This is a genomic window from Massilia sp. Root418, assembly GCF_001425265.1.
Taxonomy (GTDB): domain Bacteria; phylum Pseudomonadota; class Gammaproteobacteria; order Burkholderiales; family Burkholderiaceae_D; genus Rugamonas.
The window spans coordinates 841,610-861,762 of sequence record NZ_LMEC01000001.1 but is presented as its reverse complement, the minus strand read 5'-3'; the positions used below and the strand labels follow the sequence as shown (position 1 = coordinate 861,762).

Annotated in this window: 18 protein-coding genes; 6 read left to right on the top strand and 12 right to left on the bottom strand. The window is 64.5% G+C overall.

Annotated elements, in window-relative coordinates:
• Nucleotides 1–112 precede the first annotated feature (112 nt).
• The 5 genes from guaB to ASC94_RS03440 all read left to right on the top strand — a co-directional run bounded on the left by guaB (nt 113) and on the right by ASC94_RS03440 (nt 7,476).
• Complete coding sequence (gene guaB / locus ASC94_RS03460; protein ID WP_056390746.1) at nt 113–1,576, top strand: IMP dehydrogenase; 1,464 nt, start codon at nt 113–115, stop codon at nt 1,574–1,576.
• Between the two features lie 71 nt (nt 1,577–1,647).
• A complete protein-coding gene (guaA, locus tag ASC94_RS03455) occupies nt 1,648–3,258 on the top strand; it encodes a glutamine-hydrolyzing GMP synthase (RefSeq protein ID WP_056390742.1) in 1,611 nt (536 codons plus the stop codon).
• Between the two features lie 529 nt (nt 3,259–3,787).
• Entirely contained in the window at nt 3,788–4,153 is a 366-nt protein-coding gene (locus ASC94_RS03450) for a DoxX family protein (protein ID WP_056390740.1), read from the top strand.
• Complete coding sequence (locus tag ASC94_RS03445; protein WP_082616121.1) at nt 4,150–4,770, top strand: TetR/AcrR family transcriptional regulator; 621 nt, start codon at nt 4,150–4,152, stop codon at nt 4,768–4,770. The genes ASC94_RS03450 and ASC94_RS03445 overlap by 4 nt, the downstream gene beginning before the upstream one ends.
• Nucleotides 4,771–5,142: 372 nt before the next feature.
• Nucleotides 5,143–7,476: a glycoside hydrolase family 127 protein gene (locus ASC94_RS03440; protein WP_056390733.1), complete on the top strand. Its 2,334-nt coding sequence runs from the start codon at nt 5,143–5,145 to the stop codon at nt 7,474–7,476.
• A gap of 40 nt (nt 7,477–7,516) precedes the next feature.
• Here the strand turns inward: ASC94_RS03440 and trpC are convergent, their stop codons facing one another.
• The 5 genes from trpC to ASC94_RS03415 form a co-directional block, all read right to left on the bottom strand.
• The gene (gene trpC, locus ASC94_RS03435) at nt 7,517–8,317 is read right to left on the bottom strand and encodes an indole-3-glycerol phosphate synthase TrpC (protein WP_056390730.1); all 801 of its coding nucleotides are present in this window, start codon (nt 8,315–8,317) and stop codon (nt 7,517–7,519) included.
• A gap of 67 nt (nt 8,318–8,384) precedes the next feature.
• Nucleotides 8,385–9,539, bottom strand: a complete 1,155-nt coding sequence (locus ASC94_RS03430) for an ABC transporter substrate-binding protein (protein ID WP_056390727.1) — start codon at nt 9,537–9,539, stop codon at nt 8,385–8,387.
• Nucleotides 9,540–9,610: 71 nt separating this feature from the next.
• Entirely contained in the window at nt 9,611–10,162 is a 552-nt protein-coding gene (gene hpaC / locus ASC94_RS03425) for a 4-hydroxyphenylacetate 3-monooxygenase, reductase component (protein ID WP_082616119.1), read from the bottom strand.
• A 7-nt stretch (nt 10,163–10,169) separates the two neighbouring features.
• Nucleotides 10,170–11,354 (bottom strand): acyl-CoA dehydrogenase family protein, encoded by a 1,185-nt coding sequence (locus ASC94_RS03420; protein WP_082616117.1) that lies wholly within the window; start codon nt 11,352–11,354, stop codon nt 10,170–10,172.
• A gap of 58 nt (nt 11,355–11,412) precedes the next feature.
• The gene (locus tag ASC94_RS03415) at nt 11,413–11,925 is read right to left on the bottom strand and encodes a V4R domain-containing protein (RefSeq protein ID WP_056390722.1); all 513 of its coding nucleotides are present in this window, start codon (nt 11,923–11,925) and stop codon (nt 11,413–11,415) included.
• Nucleotides 11,926–12,076: 151 nt separating this feature from the next.
• Between ASC94_RS03415 and ASC94_RS03410 the strand changes: the two genes are divergently transcribed.
• Nucleotides 12,077–13,000 (top strand): LysR family transcriptional regulator, encoded by a 924-nt coding sequence (locus ASC94_RS03410; RefSeq protein WP_056392089.1) that lies wholly within the window; start codon nt 12,077–12,079, stop codon nt 12,998–13,000.
• An 81-nt stretch (nt 13,001–13,081) separates the two neighbouring features.
• On the opposite strand, the gene ASC94_RS03405 is transcribed toward ASC94_RS03410, so the two are convergent.
• The 7 genes from ASC94_RS03405 to catA all read right to left on the bottom strand — a co-directional run bounded on the left by ASC94_RS03405 (nt 13,082) and on the right by catA (nt 20,143).
• Nucleotides 13,082–14,662, bottom strand: a complete 1,581-nt coding sequence (locus tag ASC94_RS03405) for a carboxylesterase/lipase family protein (protein WP_056390719.1) — start codon at nt 14,660–14,662, stop codon at nt 13,082–13,084.
• Between the two features lie 172 nt (nt 14,663–14,834).
• Nucleotides 14,835–15,338 (bottom strand): aromatic-ring-hydroxylating dioxygenase subunit beta, encoded by a 504-nt coding sequence (locus ASC94_RS03400; RefSeq protein ID WP_056390714.1) that lies wholly within the window; start codon nt 15,336–15,338, stop codon nt 14,835–14,837.
• A complete protein-coding gene (locus ASC94_RS03395) occupies nt 15,331–16,620 on the bottom strand; it encodes a Rieske 2Fe-2S domain-containing protein (RefSeq protein ID WP_056390712.1) in 1,290 nt (429 codons plus the stop codon). Before ASC94_RS03395 ends, ASC94_RS03400 begins: the two co-directional genes overlap by 8 nt.
• A gap of 22 nt (nt 16,621–16,642) precedes the next feature.
• Nucleotides 16,643–17,800 carry an amidase gene (locus ASC94_RS03390; protein WP_056390709.1) on the bottom strand — a complete coding sequence of 386 codons (1,158 nt, stop codon included), beginning with the start codon at nt 17,798–17,800 and terminating at the stop codon, nt 16,643–16,645.
• Nucleotides 17,797–18,318 (bottom strand): nuclear transport factor 2 family protein, encoded by a 522-nt coding sequence (locus ASC94_RS03385; RefSeq protein WP_056390706.1) that lies wholly within the window; start codon nt 18,316–18,318, stop codon nt 17,797–17,799. Before ASC94_RS03385 ends, ASC94_RS03390 begins: the two co-directional genes overlap by 4 nt.
• Nucleotides 18,319–18,417: 99 nt before the next feature.
• Complete coding sequence (pcaD, locus tag ASC94_RS03380; RefSeq protein WP_373888094.1) at nt 18,418–19,242, bottom strand: 3-oxoadipate enol-lactonase; 825 nt, start codon at nt 19,240–19,242, stop codon at nt 18,418–18,420.
• Nucleotides 19,232–20,143 (bottom strand): catechol 1,2-dioxygenase, encoded by a 912-nt coding sequence (gene catA / locus ASC94_RS03375; protein WP_056390704.1) that lies wholly within the window; start codon nt 20,141–20,143, stop codon nt 19,232–19,234. The genes pcaD and catA overlap by 11 nt, the downstream gene beginning before the upstream one ends.
• Between the last annotated feature and the right edge of the window lie 10 nt (nt 20,144–20,153).

Sequence of the window (20,153 nt, the reverse complement as noted above, 5' to 3'; positions counted from 1 at the left end):
ATTTCCATGCTTTGCCAGTGCTGTCAACCCGCCCGGCCATTTTTCCCCGGGGTAAAGACGTAGGACGTGACTTACTGTATAATCGACTTTTGCGCCTATAGGAAATCGTACTATGCGTTTACTTCAAAAAGCACTCACCTTCGATGACGTGCTCCTCGTCCCTGCGTACTCCAATATTCTGCCTGCGGATACGTCTCTGAAAACTCGCCTGACCCGCAATATCTCGCTGAATATTCCGCTGCTGTCGGCTGCGATGGATACCGTGACCGAAGCCCGCCTGGCGATCGCCATGGCACAGGAAGGCGGCATCGGCATCATCCACAAGAATCTGAAGCCGAAAGACCAGGCCCGCGAAGTGGCGCGCGTAAAACGATTCGAAGCAGGCGTGCTGCGCGATCCGATCACGATCCCGCCGGACATGAAGATCCGCGAAGTCATCAAGCTGACCGAGCAGTATGGCATTTCCGGTTTCCCGGTGGTAGAGGATAAACAAGTAGTTGGTATCATCACCAACCGCGATTTGCGCTTCGAGCAGGAGCTGGACGCTGAAGTACGCGCCAAGATGACCCCACGCGACAAGCTGGTGTACGTGAAAGAGGGCGCAGACACGACCGAAGCCAAGCGCCTGATGAACAAGCACCGCCTGGAGCGCGTGCTGGTGGTGGACGACGCCTTCAACCTGCGCGGCCTGATCACCGTCAAAGACATCCAGAAGTCCACCGAGCACCCGAACGCATCCAAAGACCAGCACGGCAAGCTGCTGGTGGGCGCGGCCGTGGGCGTGGGCGCGAAAGACGAGGAACGCATCGAGCTGCTGGTTGCGGCCGGCGTGGACGTGCTGGTGGTGGACACCGCCCACGGCCACTCGCAAGGCATCCTGGACCGCGTGAAGTGGATCAAGACCCGCTTCCCGCACGTGGACGTCATCGGCGGCAACATCGCCACCGCAGCGGCCGCCAAGGCGCTGGTGGAATACGGCGCGGACGCGGTCAAGGTCGGCATCGGCCCTGGCTCCATCTGCACCACCCGTATCGTGGCAGGCGTGGGCGTACCGCAGATCACCGCGATCTCCAACGTGGCCGAAGCGCTGGCCGGCACCGGCGTGCCGTGTATCGCCGACGGCGGCATCCGCTTCTCGGGCGACATCTCGAAAGCACTGGCGGCAGGCGCATCGACCGTGATGATGGGCTCCATGTTCGCCGGCACCGAAGAAGCGCCGGGCGAAGTGATCCTGTACCAGGGCCGCTCCTACAAGTCCTACCGCGGCATGGGTTCGCTGGGCGCGATGTCGGACGGCTCGGCCGACCGCTACTTCCAGGACGCCACCATGAAGGCCGACAAGTTCGTGCCAGAAGGTATCGAAGGCCGCGTCGCCTACAAGGGCAGCGTGCTGGCGATCATCTTCCAGCTGGTGGGCGGCGTGCGCCAGTCCATGGGCTACTGCGGCTGCGCCACCATCGACGAGCTGCGCGAGAAAGCGGAATTCGTCGAGATCACCTCGGCCGGCATGCGCGAATCGCACGTGCACGACGTCCAGATCACCAAGGAAGCGCCGAACTACCGTTCCGGCGACTAACTTCCCCCAAACGCCGGCGGCATGCTCCGCCGGCGTTTTCATATCTTCCCCTTAAGTTCTAGCGCTCATCCATGCACTCTAAAATCCTCATTCTCGATTTCGGTTCCCAGGTTACCCAGCTGATCGCCCGCCGCGTGCGCGACTCCGGCGTGTTCTCCGAAGTCTATCCCTACGATATCGGTGACGACTTCGTGCGCAATTACGGCGCCTCCGGCGTGATCCTGTCGGGCAGCCACAACTCCACCCTGGAAGGCGACTCGCCGCGCGCGCCGCAAGCGGTGTTCGAGCTGGGCGTGCCGGTGCTGGGCATCTGCTACGGCATGCAGACCATGGCGGCCCAGCTGGGCGGCAAGGTCGAGAACGGCCTGGTGCGCGAATTCGGCTACGCCGAAGTGCGCGCCCGCAACCACACCAAGCTGCTGGACGGCATCAACGACTTCGTCACGCCGGAAGGCCACGGCATGCTGAAAGTGTGGATGAGCCACGGCGACAAGGTGCTGGACATGCCGCCGGGCTTCAAGCTGATGGGCGACACGCCCAGCTGCCCGATCGCCGCCATGGCGGACGAAGAGCGCAACTTCTACGGCGTGCAATTCCACCCGGAAGTGACGCACACCGAGCAGGGCAAGGCCATGCTGGGCCGCTTCGTGCACGAAATCTGCGGCTGCAAATCCGACTGGAACATGCCCGACTACATTTCCGAAGCCGTGGAGAAGATCCGCGCGCAAGTGGGCAGCGATGAAGTGATCCTGGGCCTGTCGGGCGGCGTGGACTCGTCCGTGGCTGCCGCGCTGATCCACCGCGCCATCGGCGACCAGCTGACCTGCGTCTTCGTGGACCACGGTCTGCTGCGCCTGAACGAAGGCGAAATGGTGATGAATATGTTCGCCAAGAACCTGGGCGTGAAGGTGATCCGCGTGGATGCCACCGACCAGTTCATGGGCCACCTGGCCGGCGTGACCGATCCCGAGCAGAAGCGCAAGATCATCGGCCGCGAGTTCGTGGAAGTGTTCCAGGTGGAGTCGGGCAAGCTGGTGAACGCCAAGTGGCTGGCGCAGGGCACCATCTACCCGGACGTGATCGAATCGGCCGGCAAGGGCAAGAAGGGCCAGACCATCAAGTCGCACCACAACGTGGGCGGCCTGCCGGACACCATGAAGCTCAAGCTGCTCGAACCGCTGCGCGAACTGTTCAAGGACGAAGTACGCAAGCTGGGCGTGGCGCTGGGCCTGCCGCATGACATGGTCTACCGCCATCCATTCCCGGGTCCAGGCCTGGGCGTGCGCATCCTGGGTGAAGTGAAGAAGGAATACGCCGACCTGCTGCGCCAGGCCGACGCCATCTTCATCGAAGAACTGCGCAACACCCCGTACGAGTTCGTGGCCGGCCAGGCCGTGAATACGGAAGAGCTGCCTAAGAACTGGTACGAGGCGACGTCGCAGGCGTTCGCCGTGTTCCTGCCGGTGAAGTCGGTGGGCGTGATGGGCGACGGCCGCACCTACGAATACGTGGTGGCGCTGCGCGCCGTGCAGACGCAGGACTTCATGACCGCGCACTGGGCGCACCTGCCGCATGCGCTGCTGGGCAAGGTGTCCAACCGCATCATCAATGAAGTGCGCGGCCTGAACCGCGTGGTGTACGACATCAGCGGCAAGCCGCCAGCGACCATCGAGTGGGAATGACAGAATACAAAAATTGTGGTTTTTAATTAATATCGGCTCCGTTTGGAGCCGATTTTTTTTGTGCGTCAGGTATATCCACTTAGTATATTTACGGCGAATTGACAGACGCTCTGGCCGGTATCGCGCCACAAAAGAGCGCGCTGGCGCTGGCCATCGCCGCGCCGTTCTACGACCACTAGCTGGCGTTTTACAGCGTGTGGGGCCGAGGCGCGCGCCTTGGCCTGGACCATGTTCTGGCATGCAGGCGGGGATCGCAAGCACGAAGACGCCGGTCGTGCTGAACGTGGTGCCCGCTGAAATGGCATTATTGGAGCACGATCACGGTCATCTCCTTCCATCAAAACAACCTGTTGCTGTTCCAGGCCGACGGGCGCGCATCCGCTGCCTATGTGTTCCCGCTCGCCATCAATGGCCAGCACGCGCGCGTGGCCGATCCCTATGCGAACGACCAGGACTGGGCACTCCATGACGCGATTTTTCCTACTGGGAAGTACGATATATTGACCTCTTTCAGTTAAAAGGAGTTGTCATGGATATGGGATTGCGCGCCGTGTTGACGGTGTTGTTTTGGAGCGCAGGCATCTTTGGTTTGTTTAATTTTTCCGCCGTAGCCGCAGAGGCGCAGGCGATAGGGCTGCCAAATGAGCGCCTGCTGGCCGCCGCGACTATTGCGCTTCAATTGGGAGGGTCACTGCTTGTCATTTCAAATTTTGCCGGCTTTGGCTGGTGCGGCGCCATCGCGCTGGCCCTGTTTACGTTGCTGACCATTCCATTTGGGCATGCGTTTTGGACATTCGCTGAACCGCGCCGTACAGCCGAACTCCATATCGCTCTGGAGCACTTGACCGTGGTGGGGGGCCTATTGCTATGCGCTTACTATCTTAAAAGCCGATGAATGATATCAAGCGTAAGCGTGGCCGTCCGAGAAAGCTCGAATGCAGAGAAACGTTAATGGACGTCGGCAGGGAATTACTCTTGAGTTACGGCATCCGCGTAACCGTGGATGCAGTCGTTGCACAAGCCGGCATAGCCAAGACGACGTTTTACACATATTTCCGCGACAAGGAAACATTCATTGAAATGGTTTTGTTGCGGGAGTCAGCGCGCACGATTTCAGAGGAAGACTTGCTGCAAGCTGAAACCGACGACTTGGGTGCAACCTTGCTTGCGTTTGGCATTCGCTACCTGCGATTTGCAAACGAACAGCGCTTGATGGGCTGGGACCGCCTGATCGCATCGGCATACGATATCTATCCCGAACTTGCCCTTCGTTTGTATGACGCCGGGCCAGGCCGGGGCTATTCCCTGCTAACGCAGATCTTAAGCCGCGCCGCGGACGACGGAGTCCTCAAGATCGATGATCCCGCAGCTGCGGCGGAGGACCTCACTGCCCTGTGGTATGGGAACAGGGTGCTCAGAATTAACCTGAGAGTTGCCCTGGCGATGACGGAGCAGGAGATAGAGTCGCGCGCCAGGCGCGGCGTGGACATGCTGTTCCGGCTCTACAGTTGACGATTGCCTGAAATCCAGGCAAGGCCAAATCGACATGGCTGCCAGCAAAATGAGAATGGGTCTGGTTATTACTACACTTCCTCCGTTTGGGATCCCGCCCGGTAGCGAGCCGGTTGTGGGCTTCGCTGAGCTGTGCGGTTCAGGCGGTTGATGGCAGGTGCGTCAAAATCGTTCGCATAGTTGGTGATTTCAGGTATTGCACGCGCCGTGCATTCGATGAGAACCTTGCCGGCCCAAGAATTTTAACTGAACTGGCAGCAGTGCGAGCTGAACTTGGCGCTGGGACGGCACGGCATGAAAAAACGGGGCGGAAGGCCGCTGGTCGTCCCAAAAGAATTGGACCGCTTTCAAAGTAAAGGTAAAAGAACTTCCATGAGCAAACTCCTCGCCGGTTTTCTGCTGGCAGCAACGGCATTGACGGCGTCGGCCGCGGATCGCTTTCCGCTGGCCGACGTTCGTCTTGGCGCCGGTCCCTTCCTCGATGCCCAGAACCGCAATCTGCATTACCTGATGTCGCTCGATCAGGACAAACTGCTCGCGCCTTTCCAGCGAGAAGCCGGTTTGCCGCTGAAAGCGCCGAGCTATGGCAACTGGGAATCGCACGGCCTGGACGGTCACATCGGCGGCCACTATCTGTCGGCGCTGGCGCTGCTGTATGCGTCGACCGGCGACGCCATGGTCAAGGAACGCCTCGACTACTTCGTCAATGAACTCAAGAAGTGCCAGCAGGCCAACGGCAACGGCTACATCGGCGGCGTCCCGGAAGGCAGCAAGGCGTGGCAGGACATCGCCAAAGGCGAGATCAGGGCCGACAACTTTGGCGTTAACGGCAAGTGGGTCCCCTGGTACAACCTGCACAAGACCTACGCCGGCCTGCGCGACGCCTATCGCTATGGCGGCAGCCAGGACGCGCGCGCCATGTTGGTCGGGATGGCCGACTGGGCGCTCAAGCTGACGGCGGCGCTGAGCGATGAGCAGATGCAGTCCATGCTGCGCGCCGAACATGGCGGCATGAACGAAGTGCTGGCCGATGTATACGAACTGACCGGCGATAAAAAATACCTGGCGCTGGCGCAGCGCTTCTCGCATCAGGTTTTGCTGCAGCCTCTGCAAGAGGGCAAGGACAAGCTGACCGGCATGCACGCCAACACGCAGATTCCGAAAGTGATCGGCTTCGAGCGCATCGCCGCGCTGGGCGGCGACCAGAAGCTGCACAAGGCCGCGGAATTTTTCTGGCGCACGGTACACGATCACCGCACCGTGGCCATCGGTGGTAACAGCGTCCGCGAGCACTTCCACGACGACAAAGACTTCTCGTCGATGATCAGCGCCGTCGAAGGCCCCGAGACCTGCAACACCTACAACATGTTGCGCCTGTCGGAAATGCTGTTCCGCCGCGACCCGGACGTGCGCTACGCCGATTACATGGAGCGTGCGCTTTTCAATCACATCCTGTCATCGCAGCACCCGGAAACCGGCGGCCTGGTGTACTTCACGCCGATGCGGCCGAACCACTACCGCGTGTATTCGCAGGCTGACAACTCCATGTGGTGCTGCGTCGGCTCGGGGATCGAGAGCCAATCCAAGTATGGCGAATTTATCTACGCCCATGAGAAGGATGCTCTGTTCGTCAACCTGTACACGTCCTCAACGTTGGAGTGGCGCGAGAAGGGTGTGCGCATTACACAGAAGACGCGCTTTCCGGATGCCGACACCAGCCGCCTGGAGGTCGACGGCGATGGCGTATTTACCGTCAAGCTGCGCTATCCGGGCTGGACTGCGCGCGCAGCCATGCAGGTGAAGGTCAATGGCAAGCCGGTCAAGGTCAATGGCGAGCCAGGCAGCTATGTCAGCGTCAAGCGCCACTGGCGCAAGGGCGACCGCATCGACGTGACCGTGCCGATGCAAACGACCCTGGAGCGCATGCCGGACCGGTCGGACTATTATGCGGTGCTGCGCGGGCCGATCGTGTTGGCGGCCAAGACGCAGCTGCACGCCAATGAGAAGCTCAACGTGTTCGCGGGCGATTCGGGCTCGCATGTCGCCCATGGGGCTGTGTGTCCGGCGGCGGCGGCGCCGATGTTCGTGAGCGACACACGTGACTTTGTGAAGAAGTTCAAGGCGGTCAAGGGCGAGCCGATGACGTTCACGGCGCCGGGGCTGATCCAGGGCGTCGGCGCGCTGGACATGAAACTCGTTCCGTTCTTCCGGCTGCACGATTCGCGCTATACGATCTACTGGCCGTATTCGACCCCGGCCGGCGAGAAGGCCACACGCGACGCAGCGGCCAAGGCCGAAGCCGAGCGCCTCGCCCTCGACGCGCAGACCATCGATCAGGTGGCGCCGGGCGAGCAGCAGCCGGAGTCCGATCACGCGTTTGCGGCCGAGGGCGCCGATGCTGGCGTCGCCAAGGACAGGCATTGGCGCCGTGCAAGCGGATGGTTCAGCTATGTGCTGAAGGACCCAAAACTGGAAGCGAAGAGCCTGAGGCTGACCTTCAGCGGCGATGATTCCGGCCCTGTTTTCGATGTGCTGGTCAATGGCCGGCAGATCGCCACGGTCACACTGGAGAAGAACACGCAGGCGTTTTACGGCACGGATGTGGCGATTCCGTCTGAACTGCTCAACGGGTCGCTGACGGTGAAGTTCGTTGCCAGGCCGGGGGCGATGACGGGCGCATTGTACGGGCTGCGTTTGCTGCGTTAGCCTGGCATTGCGCGGACGCGCGCCAGGATGGGGCCGCGCCTCATCCGAAAAGCCGGGCCATTTCCGCACCCGGATCCGGGGTGCGCAGGAAGGCCTCACCCACCAGGTAGGCGTGAACGCCTGCGTCGCGCAGCAGCGAAACGTCGCCGGGCGTGCGGATACCCGATTCGGTGACCAGCAACCTGTCCGGTGGAATGCTGGAGCGCAGGTCGATGGTCGTTTGCACGCTGGTGGCGAGTGTGCGCAGGTTGCGGTTATTGATACCGATCAGCCGTGTGCGGAGCCGCAGGGCCGCATCGAGTTCCTGCCGGTCATGCGCCTCGACCAGCACGTCCATTCCCAGCGCGTGGGCCAGGCACTCCAGGTCGGCCATCAGTGCCGGATCGAGCGCGGCCACGATCAGCAGAATGCAATCGGCGCCCCATGCGCGCGCCTGGTACACCTGATATGGACTGATGATGAAGTCCTTGCGTAGTACGGGCAGCGCACAGGCCGTGCGCGCCTTGCGCAGGTCGCCCGGCGTGCCGCCGAAGAATTGTGCATCGGTGAGCACCGAGAGGCAGGCGGCGCCGTGGCCGGCGTAACTGGCGGCGAGCGCATCCGGCTGAAAATCGGGCTGCAGCAGGCCGGCCGATGGGGCGGCTCGCTTGATCTCGGCGATCACGCCGGATTGGCCGGCTGCGATTTTCCGGCGCAGGCTGTCGTGGAAGCCGCGGGTCCGGCGCTCTGCTGCGGGTGCGGATTCCACCTCGCTGCGCAAGCTGGCCAAATCTTGCAGCCGGCACGCGGCTGAGATTTCGGCGCGCTTGACGGCGAGGATTCGATTCAATAGATCGGGCATGGTGATTGGTCTCACAAAAGTGCGGACGGCCGCTTGCGCGGCCGGGCTTTGGAACGCTGCGCGTGGATCAGGGCAGGTATTGCCACTTGCCTTTTTCGAGCCTGACCATGACGACCGAACGCGGATCGGTACTGAAGATATTTTCTGGGCGGAAGTTGTACACCCCTTGCGTGCCGACCAGCTCATTGGTGGACAGGAGTGCATTGAGCAGCGCCGCACGGAACTCCGGCGTGCCGGGCTGCTTCTGTGCCATCGTGCGCTGCGCGGCATCCAGGAAGATCAGCCAGGCATCGAACGCGTAGGGTGCGAACGCATCGGTCGCATCGGCCTGGAATGTCTTCTTGTACGCGCTGCGGAAATCGAGCGAGATTTTACGCGATGGATGAGTGGCGGGTAGCTGGTCGGCCACCACCACCGGTCCGGTGGGCGCATACAGGTTGTCCAGCGCAGCCCCCCCGACACGGATGAAGTCGGGATTGATGATGCCATGGGTGCCGTAGATCTTGCCGCGGTATCCGCGCGCGGCCAGTCCGAGGTAGGCCAGCGCGCCGGGGGTGCCGGAGGTGCCGCTCAGTACCGCATCCGGCTTGGCAGCGACGATTTTCAGTGCCTGGCCGGTCACCGAGCTGTCGTTGCGTGCATAGCGTTCATTGGTCACGACCTTGATGTTGTTCTTCTTCGCGGCGGCGAGCAGGGCGTCGTAGACGATATCGCCCCACGCATCGGAGAAACCGATGTAGGCGACGGTCTTGACGCCGGAGCGCTGCATGTGCGCGACGAGCGTCTCGACCATCAGCGGCGTGGCCTGCGGTACGTTGACCATCCAGCCGCCCGCACCGGCGTCGGGCTTGACCTGGGCGACCGAGATGAAGGGCACCTTCAGTTCGCGGGCGACGCCGGCGATCGCGATGCCCGATGGCGTGCCCGCGGTGCCGATCAGCGCGTCGACATTGTCCTCCACGATCAGCTTGCGGGCATTGCGCGCCGCCGTGGTCGGATCGGAAGCATCGTCGAGCTGCACGACCTGCACCTTCTTGCCGTCGATATCGGGCCGGAACGTTACGCCGGCCTGCAAGCCCTTCGAGTAGGGAATCCCCAGCGAGGACGAGGGACCCGACAGCGAGGTGATGAAACCCAGTTTGAGGTCGGAGGCCCAGCCCAGCAATGGCGAGGACAATACCGCGGCCAGCGCGGCGATTCGGATGAGAGAGCGGTTTTTCATGGTGCGGACTCCTGAAGTAAGTGAATCTTATCGTTATGATGCCGGCGATTGCCGCGGTGCTGCCGGGGGCGTCACGCCGGTTGTGCTTCTGCTTGCCGCGTAACACGGCGGAAAGTGCGGTCGAAATACACCAGCGCGTCGGCCTGCTGGCGGATGGCGATGTCGTCGATCTGGGCGAAAATGACCGCATGCGTGCCAACCTGCGCCACGTCGACCACGCGGCCGGCGAGACTGACCAGAGCGTGTTCCAGCCGTGGCACGGCGGCGCCGCCGGCGATCCAGTTCGCGGCCTGGAACCGCTCTTCCATCGACAGGCCGCTCATGCCCGCGAAGTGCCTGGCCAGTTCGTCGCATTCGGCCGGCAGCACGTTGATGCACAGCTGCCGGTTTTGCTCGAATGCCGAGAGCGTGGTGCTGTTGCGGTTGATGCAGAACAGCAGCGTGGGCGGCGTGTCGCTGACCGAACAGACTGCCGTGGCGGTGATGCCGCAGCGGCCGGCCGGGCCGGCCGTGGTGACGATATTGACGGCCGCCGGCAGATTGGCCATCGCTTCGCGGAAGCGCAGGCGCAGCGCCTCGGGGCCGGCGTCGTGCGCAGCAGTTGGTGCGGTATCGGCGTTCATGGCTGCCTCACAGGAAACCGGGGAAGGGTGGAACACCGACCAGTACCGCGCCGGCGCCGTCGTAGTTGCCGCTGCTGAGGAAGGCGTGCTGTGTCACGACCATCGAATCGCGCACGATCCGCTGCAGGGGATGCTTGCTGTAGATGGAAGCCATACCGCCCAGGCGGTAGGCGTCCCGCACCACGTCGGCGGCGGTTTGTGCGGCATGCGTGGCACTCAATTTCAAGGTGGCCACCTGCTCCGGCGAGGCGTCATTGCCGGCGACGATGGCGTCGTAGACCGCCTCGGCGGATTCGTAGAAGTACGCCCGCGCGCTGTCGAACTGCGCCTGCGCCCTGGCCAGTTCAATACGGAAGTAGGCCCGGTCGGCCATGCGCGGCGCGCCGGTGGTGGTGACTTTGCCGGCCGACATATCGTTGACGATTGCCAGCGCCGCGCGCGCCAGGCCGATATTGACTGCCGCGTGGACCTGCGCCTGGTAACAGGTGGCGGGATAGCGGTACAGCGGTTCATCGATGACGGCGCCGCTGCCGCGCTGGAACGTCCAGTCGTCCGCCACGAACTGGCCGCTGACGCGCAGGTCGTGGCTGCCGGTGCCTTCCAGCCCCACCACATCCCAGTTCTCGACGATTTCGACCCGCTCCGCCGGCAGGATCGCGGCCAGCGGTTTGGCGCCGGGGCCGCCGCCGATGCCCACGCCAAGCCAGCTGGCGCCCATGCAGCCGCTGGCGAACTTCCACTGGCCGGTGACTTGCCAGCCGTCGGGCATGCGCACCGCCGGCTGCGGCGGATACAGTGCGCCGGCGAACACCTGGTCCGGGCCGCTCGCATAGATCAACGCCTGGGTTGCCTTCGGAAGCGCGGCCAGGTAGGTGTTTGCCGAACCGAAGCTGGCGACCCAGGCGGCCGAGCCGTCAACGGCCGCGATGCGCTCGACGATGCGCAGGAACTGTGCCGGCGGCATGGCGTCGCCGCCGAAGCAGCGCGGCGTGCCGGCGCGGTAGATGCCGGCTTGCTTGAAGCTGTCGACCACCTCGCGCGGCACATGGCCGAGCGCGGTGAATTCTTCCCGGCGCTGGGCCACTTCGAGCAATACCTTGTCAAGCGCCGCCGGCGCCGCGCCGGACATAGGCTGCACTAAGGGGACCGGTGGGGTGGGTGTGGCGGGATGGTACAGGGTGGATGCGGACATGATGTCTCCTTCGTCGTTCTGCGGTTTTCGTGGATTGAAAGGCTGCGCCGGGTAGGGGTCAGGAAAGCGGCGCGTTGATGTGATCGGTACGCCGTGCAACGAAGCGGCAGCGGCCGCCGTGCTGCGCGGCGCAGTGTGTTTCGGCCACCTCCACGTCGCTGCCCAGCACAGTCTGTGCAAGGCTGTGGAAGATGCCGCGTATCGGTGCGCAAACGGGTATCTCGGACGGGCCGTATCCGGCCGCAAACGGGCTGTTCTCGACTTCGAGTTCTGCCTGCAGCCGGCCTGCGGTGAAGTGCCAGGTGCCCCAGCCGAATGCGGCGGCGCCTTCGATCACCGTAGGCGCGAGGCCGTCAAGGCTGCCGGCCTCGCGGTAGGCACGCACGCTCTGGCCACCGTGCCGGTACGCCGATGCTGCCAGCGCATCGAGGGCTTGGGCGCGCAGCGCGGCTGGCATTTCCTGCACCATGCCCATCAGGACGTCGGTGCGCATCATCAGGTAGCGGCGATCGCCATCGAAGATGCTGCCGGCTGGATCGCCAATGCGGATGCGGTCCCAAAATGCGCTCATGTTGTGCTCCCGGTCGATTAAAATTATCTGGTTTGTCTGCGGGTCAGGCAGTCCGATAGCCGGCCCGTTTTTTGTGACAGGACGGTGACTCGATAAGGAACGATAGGCGTTCCGGTAATTTATCGTCAACTGAAGATCGGGAATGGGCACTATGCAGAAAATGAATACTGGTACCGTGGACCTGAACCTGATGCGGGTTTTTCTGGCGGTGTGGGAGACGCACAGCCTGACGCTCGCTGCGGACCGTCTTGCGTTGTCCCAGCCGGCTGTCAGCCACGGCTTGCGGCGTTTGCGCGATGCCTTCGGCGACCCGCTCTTCGTGCGCACCGCGGAGGGCATGCAGCCGACGGAAGCGGCCATGCGCCTGCATGGTCCGATCGACCGTGCGCTCGATATGCTGTATGGGGCGATGCAGCGCCATGCCGGCTTCGACGCCGCGACGTCGACCCGGCGGTTCCGCATTTCGATGTCGGACATGTCCGCTTTCTACTTCCTGCCGCCGCTGCTGTCTGCGTTCCAGGAAAACGCGCCGGGCATCGCGATCGAGATCGTGCCGATCCCTTTGGCAAACGTCGAAAGCGGGATGCGTTCGGGCGAGATCGACCTAGCGCTGGGCTATGTCCCAGGCCTGTCCGGCGACTGTCAGTCGCAGACTTTGTTCCATGATGAGTATGTGTGCATGCTGCGTGCGGGGCATCCGCTCGGCAAGCGCGCGTTGACCCGCGAGGCGCTGGGGCGCTTGCGGTACGTGGTAACCGACAGTGGCGCGACCGGCCATGGCCTGACCGAGAAATGGCTGGGCCAGTTGAATATCGAACGCAGTGTGGTGCTCAAGCTACCGCATTTCATTGCCGCGCCGGAGACTGTGCGCAGCACCGATCTGGCCTTGATGTTCCCTCGCAGCATAGCGGAGCGCTTCAACCGGGGACGCGCCTATCGATTGCTCGCGCTCCCGTTCGACCTGCCGCCGATCGAAGTCAAGCTGCACGTGCACCAGCGGTTCGCGGCGGATGCAGGCATAGCATGGCTGCGAGCGACGATTGCGGAGATGTTCTGCGCAGGGGGTTCGCGCTGATTTCTTTGCCCTCGGCGCGCCGCACTCTGCGTACGGGGAGCCCGCGCGCCAACTTGCGCGGGTCTTTTGCAGGGCACCGCGCTATTGCGCGGCTTTCCGGTCGCTGACCGCCTGTACGAGATCAAGCTGGGCTTTCAGCGGATCGGCTTCAAACGGCTTGGCGGTGCCGGCTGCAGTGAACTCCATCAGGCCGTTCTTTTCGCCCGCATAGGCTGGCCAGCCGGCGAGCCCGGCGCCGTTTGGATTGCCCGACTTGACAAACTGCGCCCAGTAGCTCGTGGTCAGCCTTGACAGCGTCGTGTCCTGGCTGGTCACGGCGGCGCCGTACGTGACCGGCAGGGTGCCGAACACGTACGGCATTTCGGCCGCATGCACCGCGCCCGGCACCTTGTCGCGGATCGACTGCGCCACGTAGGAGAAGCGATAGACGTAGGCTGGCAGTCCCTGGGCAGCGAAGGTCCGTGCCACGAAACGCGCAGGCTCGTCCATCAGCTGCACGCGCGCGATCTGGCCCCGCACCGCATCGACGCTTGCCGTACCCAGAGGATCGAAAGCGGCCCGTGCGGCCTGCAGGTTTTGCGCGCCGAAGACCGCGTACGCTTCATCCTTGGTCGCGGCCGGTGCGGGAAAGCCGAGATCCAGGTCGTTGCTGCCGATTAGGATCGCAGCGGGGTTGAACTGTCCCCTGGCATACAGCACGCCGGGTTCGTCGACCACCATCCTGCCCTCGATCATGGGGCCGCCGGCGTAGTTGTAGCCGAGGTAGAGGTTGGCCTGGACCTGGTCTGCGGACAGCGCGCGCAACGCGGCCAGGCCGGCGGCGCCGGTATCGTTAATTCCCATGGTCTTTGCAAACGTTACCCCGATTTCTTCGCCGGAGGCGCCGATGCCCTTGGGGTCGCGGTGCAGGTACAGCCGGTACACCTGGTTCTCGCGGCCATTGCCCGATTGGACGATCGCTTTGCGGAACAGTCCTTTGGCCAGCGGAGTTGTCAGCAGCGAGTGCACCGACTCGCCGCCGGCCGACTCTCCGGACACGGTGACATTGGCCGGATCGCCGCCAAAGGCGGCAATATTGCGTTGTATCCATTTCAGCGCAGCGACCTGATCCATGTAGGCGTAGTTGCCCTGCAGTTCATTCGGCTGCTCGGCGGTCAGGGCCGGGTGGGCGAAAAAGCCGAAGCGGCCCAGCCGGTAATTGAAGGTCACCAGCATCACGCCTTCCTTGGCGAACTGCTTGCCGTCAACCACAGGCGACGAGCTGCCGCCGGTCGTATAGGCGCCACCGTGGATGTAGACCAGCACGGGCAGCTTGTCGCGCGCGGGCACCTCGCTGGTGGGGCGCCACACGTTCACGAACAGGCAATCTTCAGATGGCGTGGTCGCGATCATCAGGGCATCTCCCGGATAGACCTGCTGCATGCAGTCGCGGCCGAAGCTGGTGGCCGGACGGGTCCCGGTCCAGGCCGTGGCCGGCTGGGTGGCGCGCCAGCGCAGGTTGCCCACCGGTGCCGCCGCGTAGGGAATGCCCTTGAACGACAGTACGCCATCAGCCTCCGCGCCCTGGACGACACCGCTTTCAACGGTCACGAGCGTGCGGTCGCCGGCCGGGCTGCCGCAGCCGGCCATCAGCGCGGTTGACCCGGCCAGCCACAGCGACATGGGCCAGCGCCTCAACGTGGATCCGATACCAGCGCAGTGCCGTTTCATTGTTCTGCTCGTGCTCGTGCTCATGCTCATTTCTAACCCTTCGATTGTTATAGTGATGAGAGGTCCAGGTGCAGGGCCTTGTTGGAACAACGGGCGGCCCTTGCGAGGGCTGCCCGGGCGGGTACTACAGCAGGAAACCCAGCGCGTTCAGCGCCTCCTGTGAATTGATCAGCCGGACCACTTTCCGGTCCAGCAGGGCGCCGTCTGGCAGCAGGCGCACCCGGTGCGTCAGGTTCGCCGCGAACAGCGTGGTCGCGCCGCGCTTGTGCGCCGCCAGCAACTGGGCCGACCGCACTTCGACGATGTCGTTGTCGATCCCCACCAGCGAAAAGCGCGACACCGTCCTGACCGTCCTGGCCGAGTCGGCGGCCGACATCGAATAGCCGGACGTGAAGCGCTCGATGCGCAGCCGGCGCATGCGGGCATCGTCGTAGGCGTAGTTCAGCTGGCTCTCGAAGTCGTCCGTGTCGGGATCGATCGGCACCACGTAGCGGCCGTCCTCGGCCCACAGGGCGCCCCAGGCGTCGTAGTCCTTGTTATCCAGCAGCTCGGCTTCGCGCCAGATGAACGCGATCGCGCGGCCCAGCGGCGTTGTCAGGTCGGCGACGGGGAGTGTCGATTCAGTCATTGCTCATCATCCTTTTCCACATGGCATAGGCTTCACGCATGCCGGTTTCATCTGTCGAATGCGACACCTTGTCGCCGTTGCTGTCCGTCCACTCACGGTTCAGGCCGCGATTGACCAGAATGGGGACATCCCGTCCGGCGCGCGCGCCGCTTTGCACCCGTTCCCACGCTTCCGCGTCGTCGGGGCTGCCGAAGCCGAACGGTCCCTGGAAGTGTTCATGGATGCGCAAGCGCTCGCGGTTGGCAATCTCGGGGCCGCCGTCCATGCCCAGCGCGATGTGGCGGATCTCGGTCTCGTCGACCGCGACCGGGCGCAGCACGCGGAAGAACGACATCGACATTGCCACGTTGGGGAACAGGTTCAGGTTGAAGCCGGCGCCGTGCAGCGAGCGGACGATGCGGCGCACCTGTTCGGCCGGATAGTCTTTCGACAATGCCTCGATCACATGCTGGAAGCGCTCCTGCAGCTGTTCGGTGCCGTCGTCGACATCCAGGTCCACGTGTTCCGGCACCATCACCATCACGCTGTGGCCGTTGCCCAGGGAACGGGTGATCGCTTCCTCGTCCGTCATGAAGGACAGCATCTCCGACGTTTCGGCATCGACCGATTGCAGGAACGTTTTATGTACTACCGGGAAATGGTAGCCGTCGGTGGTGTTCTCGAGCTGGATTTTCCAGTTGCCCTTGAACGTGAACTTGTGTTCGCCCTGCGTCCTGACGGGGAAGCCGGCGCCCTGTTTCATGAACAGGTCGATCCAGTGGCGCGCGTTGCCGAGAAAGTCCTCGAGCGGCTCGATGTCCTGGTTGTAGCTGGCGAAGATCATGCCGGCGTACACGCCTACGCGCAGACTCCGGAGCGGCAGGTCGGCCTTGTCGATCACGTCTTCGTAGCCGTCCGAGTAGGGCAGGCCGCGCAGCTTGCCATCCAGCCCGTACGACCAGCTGTGGTAAGGGCAGGTGAAGCCCGTGGCGTTGCCCCTGGTCTTTTCGCAGACCGTGGCGCCGCGGTGCCGGCAGCGGTTCTCCAGGACATGGATGGTGTCCTGGCGGTCGCGCACGACAATCACCGGGTTGCGGCCCACGAAGGTGGCGCGGAAGTCGCCGGGTTTGGGCAGTTCGCTGACGTGGGCCACCCACACCCAGGTGCGGGCAAAGATCCGTTCCATTTCAGCGTCGAAGATCTTCGCGTCGGTGTACAAGGCAGGGTCGACGGCGCCATCCTGCACCAGGCTGCCGTAGGGGGAATCCGCAGTGCGCGGATAAAAGCGTAAGGGGGCGTTCATGTGATGCTCCAGTTGGAAGAAGTTATCGGTCCGATGCGCACAGCGCGTGTTCCAGGTGCAGCGCCAGGGCGCAGAGGCGCTCGTCGTCGCCGTGCCGGCCGACGAGTTGCAGTCCCGCCTTGACCAGGCTGCTCGCCGGGACGGCCGCGGCTGCGGCGGGTACGGGTATCGGGTAGCTCAGCGCGGGATGTCCGCTGAGATTGAAAGGCCGGATCAGTGCGCTCAATGCGACCACCGGCTTGCCGGCGGCCACCTCGGCCAGCGTGGGCGGCAGCGCGGGCAGGGTCGGCAGCAGCAGGGCGTCCACACCGTCCAGTGCCCGCTCGACTTCGGCGGCGAAGCGTTCGCGCACCTGTTCCGCGTGAACAAGTTCGCGCTGCGTCGTCGCGCCGGCTGCGGCCAGGCGCTGCGCGACGTCCGCGCCGAGCCGGCTGTCGCCGGCCAGGCTGCCGAATGCATCCCAGGTTTCCTTGTTGATGACGGCAATCGCGGCGTCGAAGGCCGCTTGCATGCCGGGCAGCGCACGTGGCAGCGCGGACCAGCCGCTCGCCTGCAGCGCCGCCGCCAGCGCCGCCTGCACGGCGTCGTCGCTCGCGGTGGCGACCAGGCCGACCCGCGCACCGGCCATGGACGCCGTGGCGGCTGCGGTATCGAAGCCTCCGGCGATGGCGGCCATGGCACGAATCAGGATCGGCACGTCGCGCGCGAACGGCCCGACGCAATCGAGGCTGCTGGTGCGTGGCCAGGCGCCGCGCCTGCTGACCCGGCCGAAGGTCGGCTTCAGGCCGATCACGCCGCAGCAGGCCGCCGGCAGCCGGATCGAGCCGCCGGTATCGCTGCCCAGCGCGGCGTCGGCCTCGCCATTGCCGACCACGGCGGCCGAACCGCTCGACGAGCCGCCGGGAATGCGCAGCGGATCCTGCGGATTGAGCGGCGTGCCGCCCCAGGCGTTGATGCCGCTCATGCCGTACGCCAGTTCATGCATGGCGGTCTTGCCCGTAATATGCCAGCCCGCCTGCAGCAGCGCGGTTACCACGTCCGCATCGCGTTCGGCCGGCGGCGCATCGGCGAGCGCGGCGCAGCCGGCGCGCGTGGGCACGCCGGCGATGTCGATGCAGTCCTTGATGGCGATCGTCGGGCCACCCGCGCCGCGATCGAGCCGTTCTACCCAGGCGCTCATGCGGAGGCCTCTTTGCCCACGCCCCACGGCATGCATTCGAGCCGCTCCGTGCGGAAATGCGCGATGCGCCAGCTGCCGTCGCCGGCGCGCTGGAAGTCCACGTCCAGCCGCGCCGTGATCGCTTCCGATCCGCCGCCGCCGTACGTGGACAGCTGCAGCATCAGCCATTGCCCGCGCGCCGTGGCGCCATCGTCGGCCACGCTCACCTGGTCGGATGTGAGGAAATGCAGATTGCGCGCGAAGTGGGGCGACGGCGCCAGATAGCTGGCGACGAAGGCGACGATGGCCGCGCGCCCCTGGTGGCGCCCGAAGGAGCCCTCGTAGTGCCGGCCCACGCCCTCCCACACTGCACCGTCTGCAAACAGGTCGGGCAGCTGCGGAAAATTCCGGTCGGCGCAGGGCTGGTCGCACAGCAGCATGTAGCGGGCCAGGACGGTGCGGACGGCCTGGGCACTCTCCAGCCTGTCGAGCCGGCTGGCCAGGGCGCTGGCTGTGGCAGTTGTTTCAGCGGATGTCATGCGGATCTTTCAAGTGATTGCAGGGTGTGGATGATTCTAGAATTGCGGGTTGTATTCATCAAATTGATGGTTTGGATGCCGTGCATGAATTTCACGGATTCACGTCGCCGGTGGGCAGCCAAGGAAAGCGCGCAGCTGTCCGGTGAAAGCGGCGGCCGCTTCGATGTTCGACAGGTGGGAAGCGTCGAGGATCGTGCTGGCGGCGCCGGCAATCCGTTCGCGCATGAAATTGGTGTCCGCGACGGTGGTGACGGCATCGTGTGCGCCCGCCAGCAGCAGCGTGGGAATGCCGATTGTTCCCAGCGATTCGCGAACGTCCGCCTCGGCCAGCGCCAGGCAGCAGGCGGCGTAGCCGGCGGGCGGGGTGCGCCGCAAGCCGTGGATCATGCTGCCGGCCAGCGCCGGTTCGCGGTGCACGAAGCCGGATGTGAACCAGCGCCCCGCGGCACTCTCGGCGACCGTGTCCATGCCGCGCGAGGCGACGTGCGCAGCGCGCTCGCGCCAGCCAGCCGCGGTGCCGATGCGCGCCGCGCTGTTGGCGACCACCAGGCGCTCGAAGCGGCCGGGCGCGTGGATGGCCAGCCACAGTCCTGTGATGCCGCCCATGGAGATGCCGCAAAAGGCAGCCCTGGCGATCCCGAGGCCGTCCATCAGGCGCAGCACGTCATTGCCGAGCTGGTCCAGCGCGTAGCCCGACGCCGGATCCGTGCCGGCACCGGAGCCGCCGTGGCCACGGGTGTCGTAGCGCAGCACGCGGAAATGGCGGGACAGCGCGTCGGCCTGGGCATCCCACATGGACATCGTGGTGCCCAGTGAGTTCGATAGCACCAGCACGGGCGCGCCCGTCGGCCCCTGCAGGCGGTATGCGATCTGTTCCGGGCCCGGTGCCAGGATGCGCGCAGCTGGCAGGCAATCAGGCGACAAAGTGCGCTCGCTCGATCTGGTCGGCCGGCAGGCCTACGCGCTGGGCATGCAGGTCGAAATCGAAGTCGATCGAATAGAACGGCGCGTCCACTTCGCTCGCTTGCAGTGCGGCCGGGTCGGTGACCTTGGTCATCGCCGGGACCAGGCCGTCGCGGGTGGCAAACGCAAAGTCGTCCCACAGGTATGGGTCGCCTTCGATGTTGATCTGCGTGGTCAGCTTGCGGTGCCCCGGCGCCGTCACGAAGAAGTGGATATGGGCCGGGCGGGTGCCGTGGCGGCCCAGCTGGGTGAGCAGCTTGTCGGTGGCGCCGCCCGGCGGCACGCTATAGCCGACCGGCACCCTGCTGCGGAAGCGGTAGCGGCCGTGCGCATCGGTGCGGATGGTGCGCCGCAGGTTGTAGGGGCTCTGGGCCGGGTCGAAGAACGAATAGCCGCCCAGGTGGTTGGCGTGCCACACCTCCACCAGCGCGCCCGGCAGCGGCTGGCCGCCGGCGCCGCGCACGGTGCCCTGCATGAACAGCACCTCGCCCGGCTGCGGATCCTGGTCCAGGCGTGCGCTGCCCAGCGACTCCGGCGCGCCTGCCACGTACAGCGGCCCCTCGATGGTGCGCGGCGTGCCGCCGCTGATGCCCTGGCGGGCTTCTTCCTCGTCGATGCGCAGGTCGAGGAAATGTTCGAAGCCCAGGCCGGCTGCAATCAGGCCGTACTCGCCGGAGCGGCCAGCCTCGGTCAGGTAGCTGACGGCACTCCAGAATTCGTGCGGCTGGATGTCCAGCTCTTCGATCGTGACGAACAGGTCGCGCACGATGCGGTTGACGGCGGCCTGCACGCGGGGATTGCCTTTGCCGGTCTCGGTGCTCTCGATCTTGCGCAGCAGTGCGTCAATGGCATGATGGTCCATGGGTTGTCTC

Bases quoted from the DNA above. Each gene is read 5' to 3' on its own strand.
- guaA (WP_056390742.1), top strand. From the start codon at position 1,648: ATGCACTCTAAAATCCTCATTCTCGATTTCGGTTCCCAGGTTACCCAG.
- trpC (WP_056390730.1), bottom strand. From the start codon at position 8,317: ATGCCCGATCTATTGAATCGAATCCTCGCCGTCAAGCGCGCCGAAATC.
- ASC94_RS03405 (WP_056390719.1), bottom strand. From the start codon at position 14,662: ATGTCGCTGTGGCTGGCCGGGTCAACCGCGCTGATGGCCGGCTGCGGC.
- ASC94_RS03430 (WP_056390727.1), bottom strand. From the start codon at position 9,539: ATGAAAAACCGCTCTCTCATCCGAATCGCCGCGCTGGCCGCGGTATTG.
- ASC94_RS03440 (WP_056390733.1), top strand. From the start codon at position 5,143: ATGAGCAAACTCCTCGCCGGTTTTCTGCTGGCAGCAACGGCATTGACG.
- hpaC (WP_082616119.1), bottom strand. From the start codon at position 10,162: ATGAACGCCGATACCGCACCAACTGCTGCGCACGACGCCGGCCCCGAG.
- catA (WP_056390704.1), bottom strand. From the start codon at position 20,143: ATGGACCATCATGCCATTGACGCACTGCTGCGCAAGATCGAGAGCACC.
- ASC94_RS03410 (WP_056392089.1), top strand. From the start codon at position 12,077: ATGCAGAAAATGAATACTGGTACCGTGGACCTGAACCTGATGCGGGTT.
- ASC94_RS03420 (WP_082616117.1), bottom strand. From the start codon at position 11,354: ATGTCCGCATCCACCCTGTACCATCCCGCCACACCCACCCCACCGGTC.
- ASC94_RS03415 (WP_056390722.1), bottom strand. From the start codon at position 11,925: ATGAGCGCATTTTGGGACCGCATCCGCATTGGCGATCCAGCCGGCAGC.
- ASC94_RS03390 (WP_056390709.1), bottom strand. From the start codon at position 17,800: ATGAGCGCCTGGGTAGAACGGCTCGATCGCGGCGCGGGTGGCCCGACG.
- ASC94_RS03445 (WP_082616121.1), top strand. From the start codon at position 4,150: ATGAATGATATCAAGCGTAAGCGTGGCCGTCCGAGAAAGCTCGAATGC.
- ASC94_RS03385 (WP_056390706.1), bottom strand. From the start codon at position 18,318: ATGACATCCGCTGAAACAACTGCCACAGCCAGCGCCCTGGCCAGCCGG.
- ASC94_RS03395 (WP_056390712.1), bottom strand. From the start codon at position 16,620: ATGAACGCCCCCTTACGCTTTTATCCGCGCACTGCGGATTCCCCCTAC.
- guaB (WP_056390746.1), top strand. From the start codon at position 113: ATGCGTTTACTTCAAAAAGCACTCACCTTCGATGACGTGCTCCTCGTC.
- ASC94_RS03450 (WP_056390740.1), top strand. From the start codon at position 3,788: ATGGATATGGGATTGCGCGCCGTGTTGACGGTGTTGTTTTGGAGCGCA.
- ASC94_RS03400 (WP_056390714.1), bottom strand. From the start codon at position 15,338: ATGACTGAATCGACACTCCCCGTCGCCGACCTGACAACGCCGCTGGGC.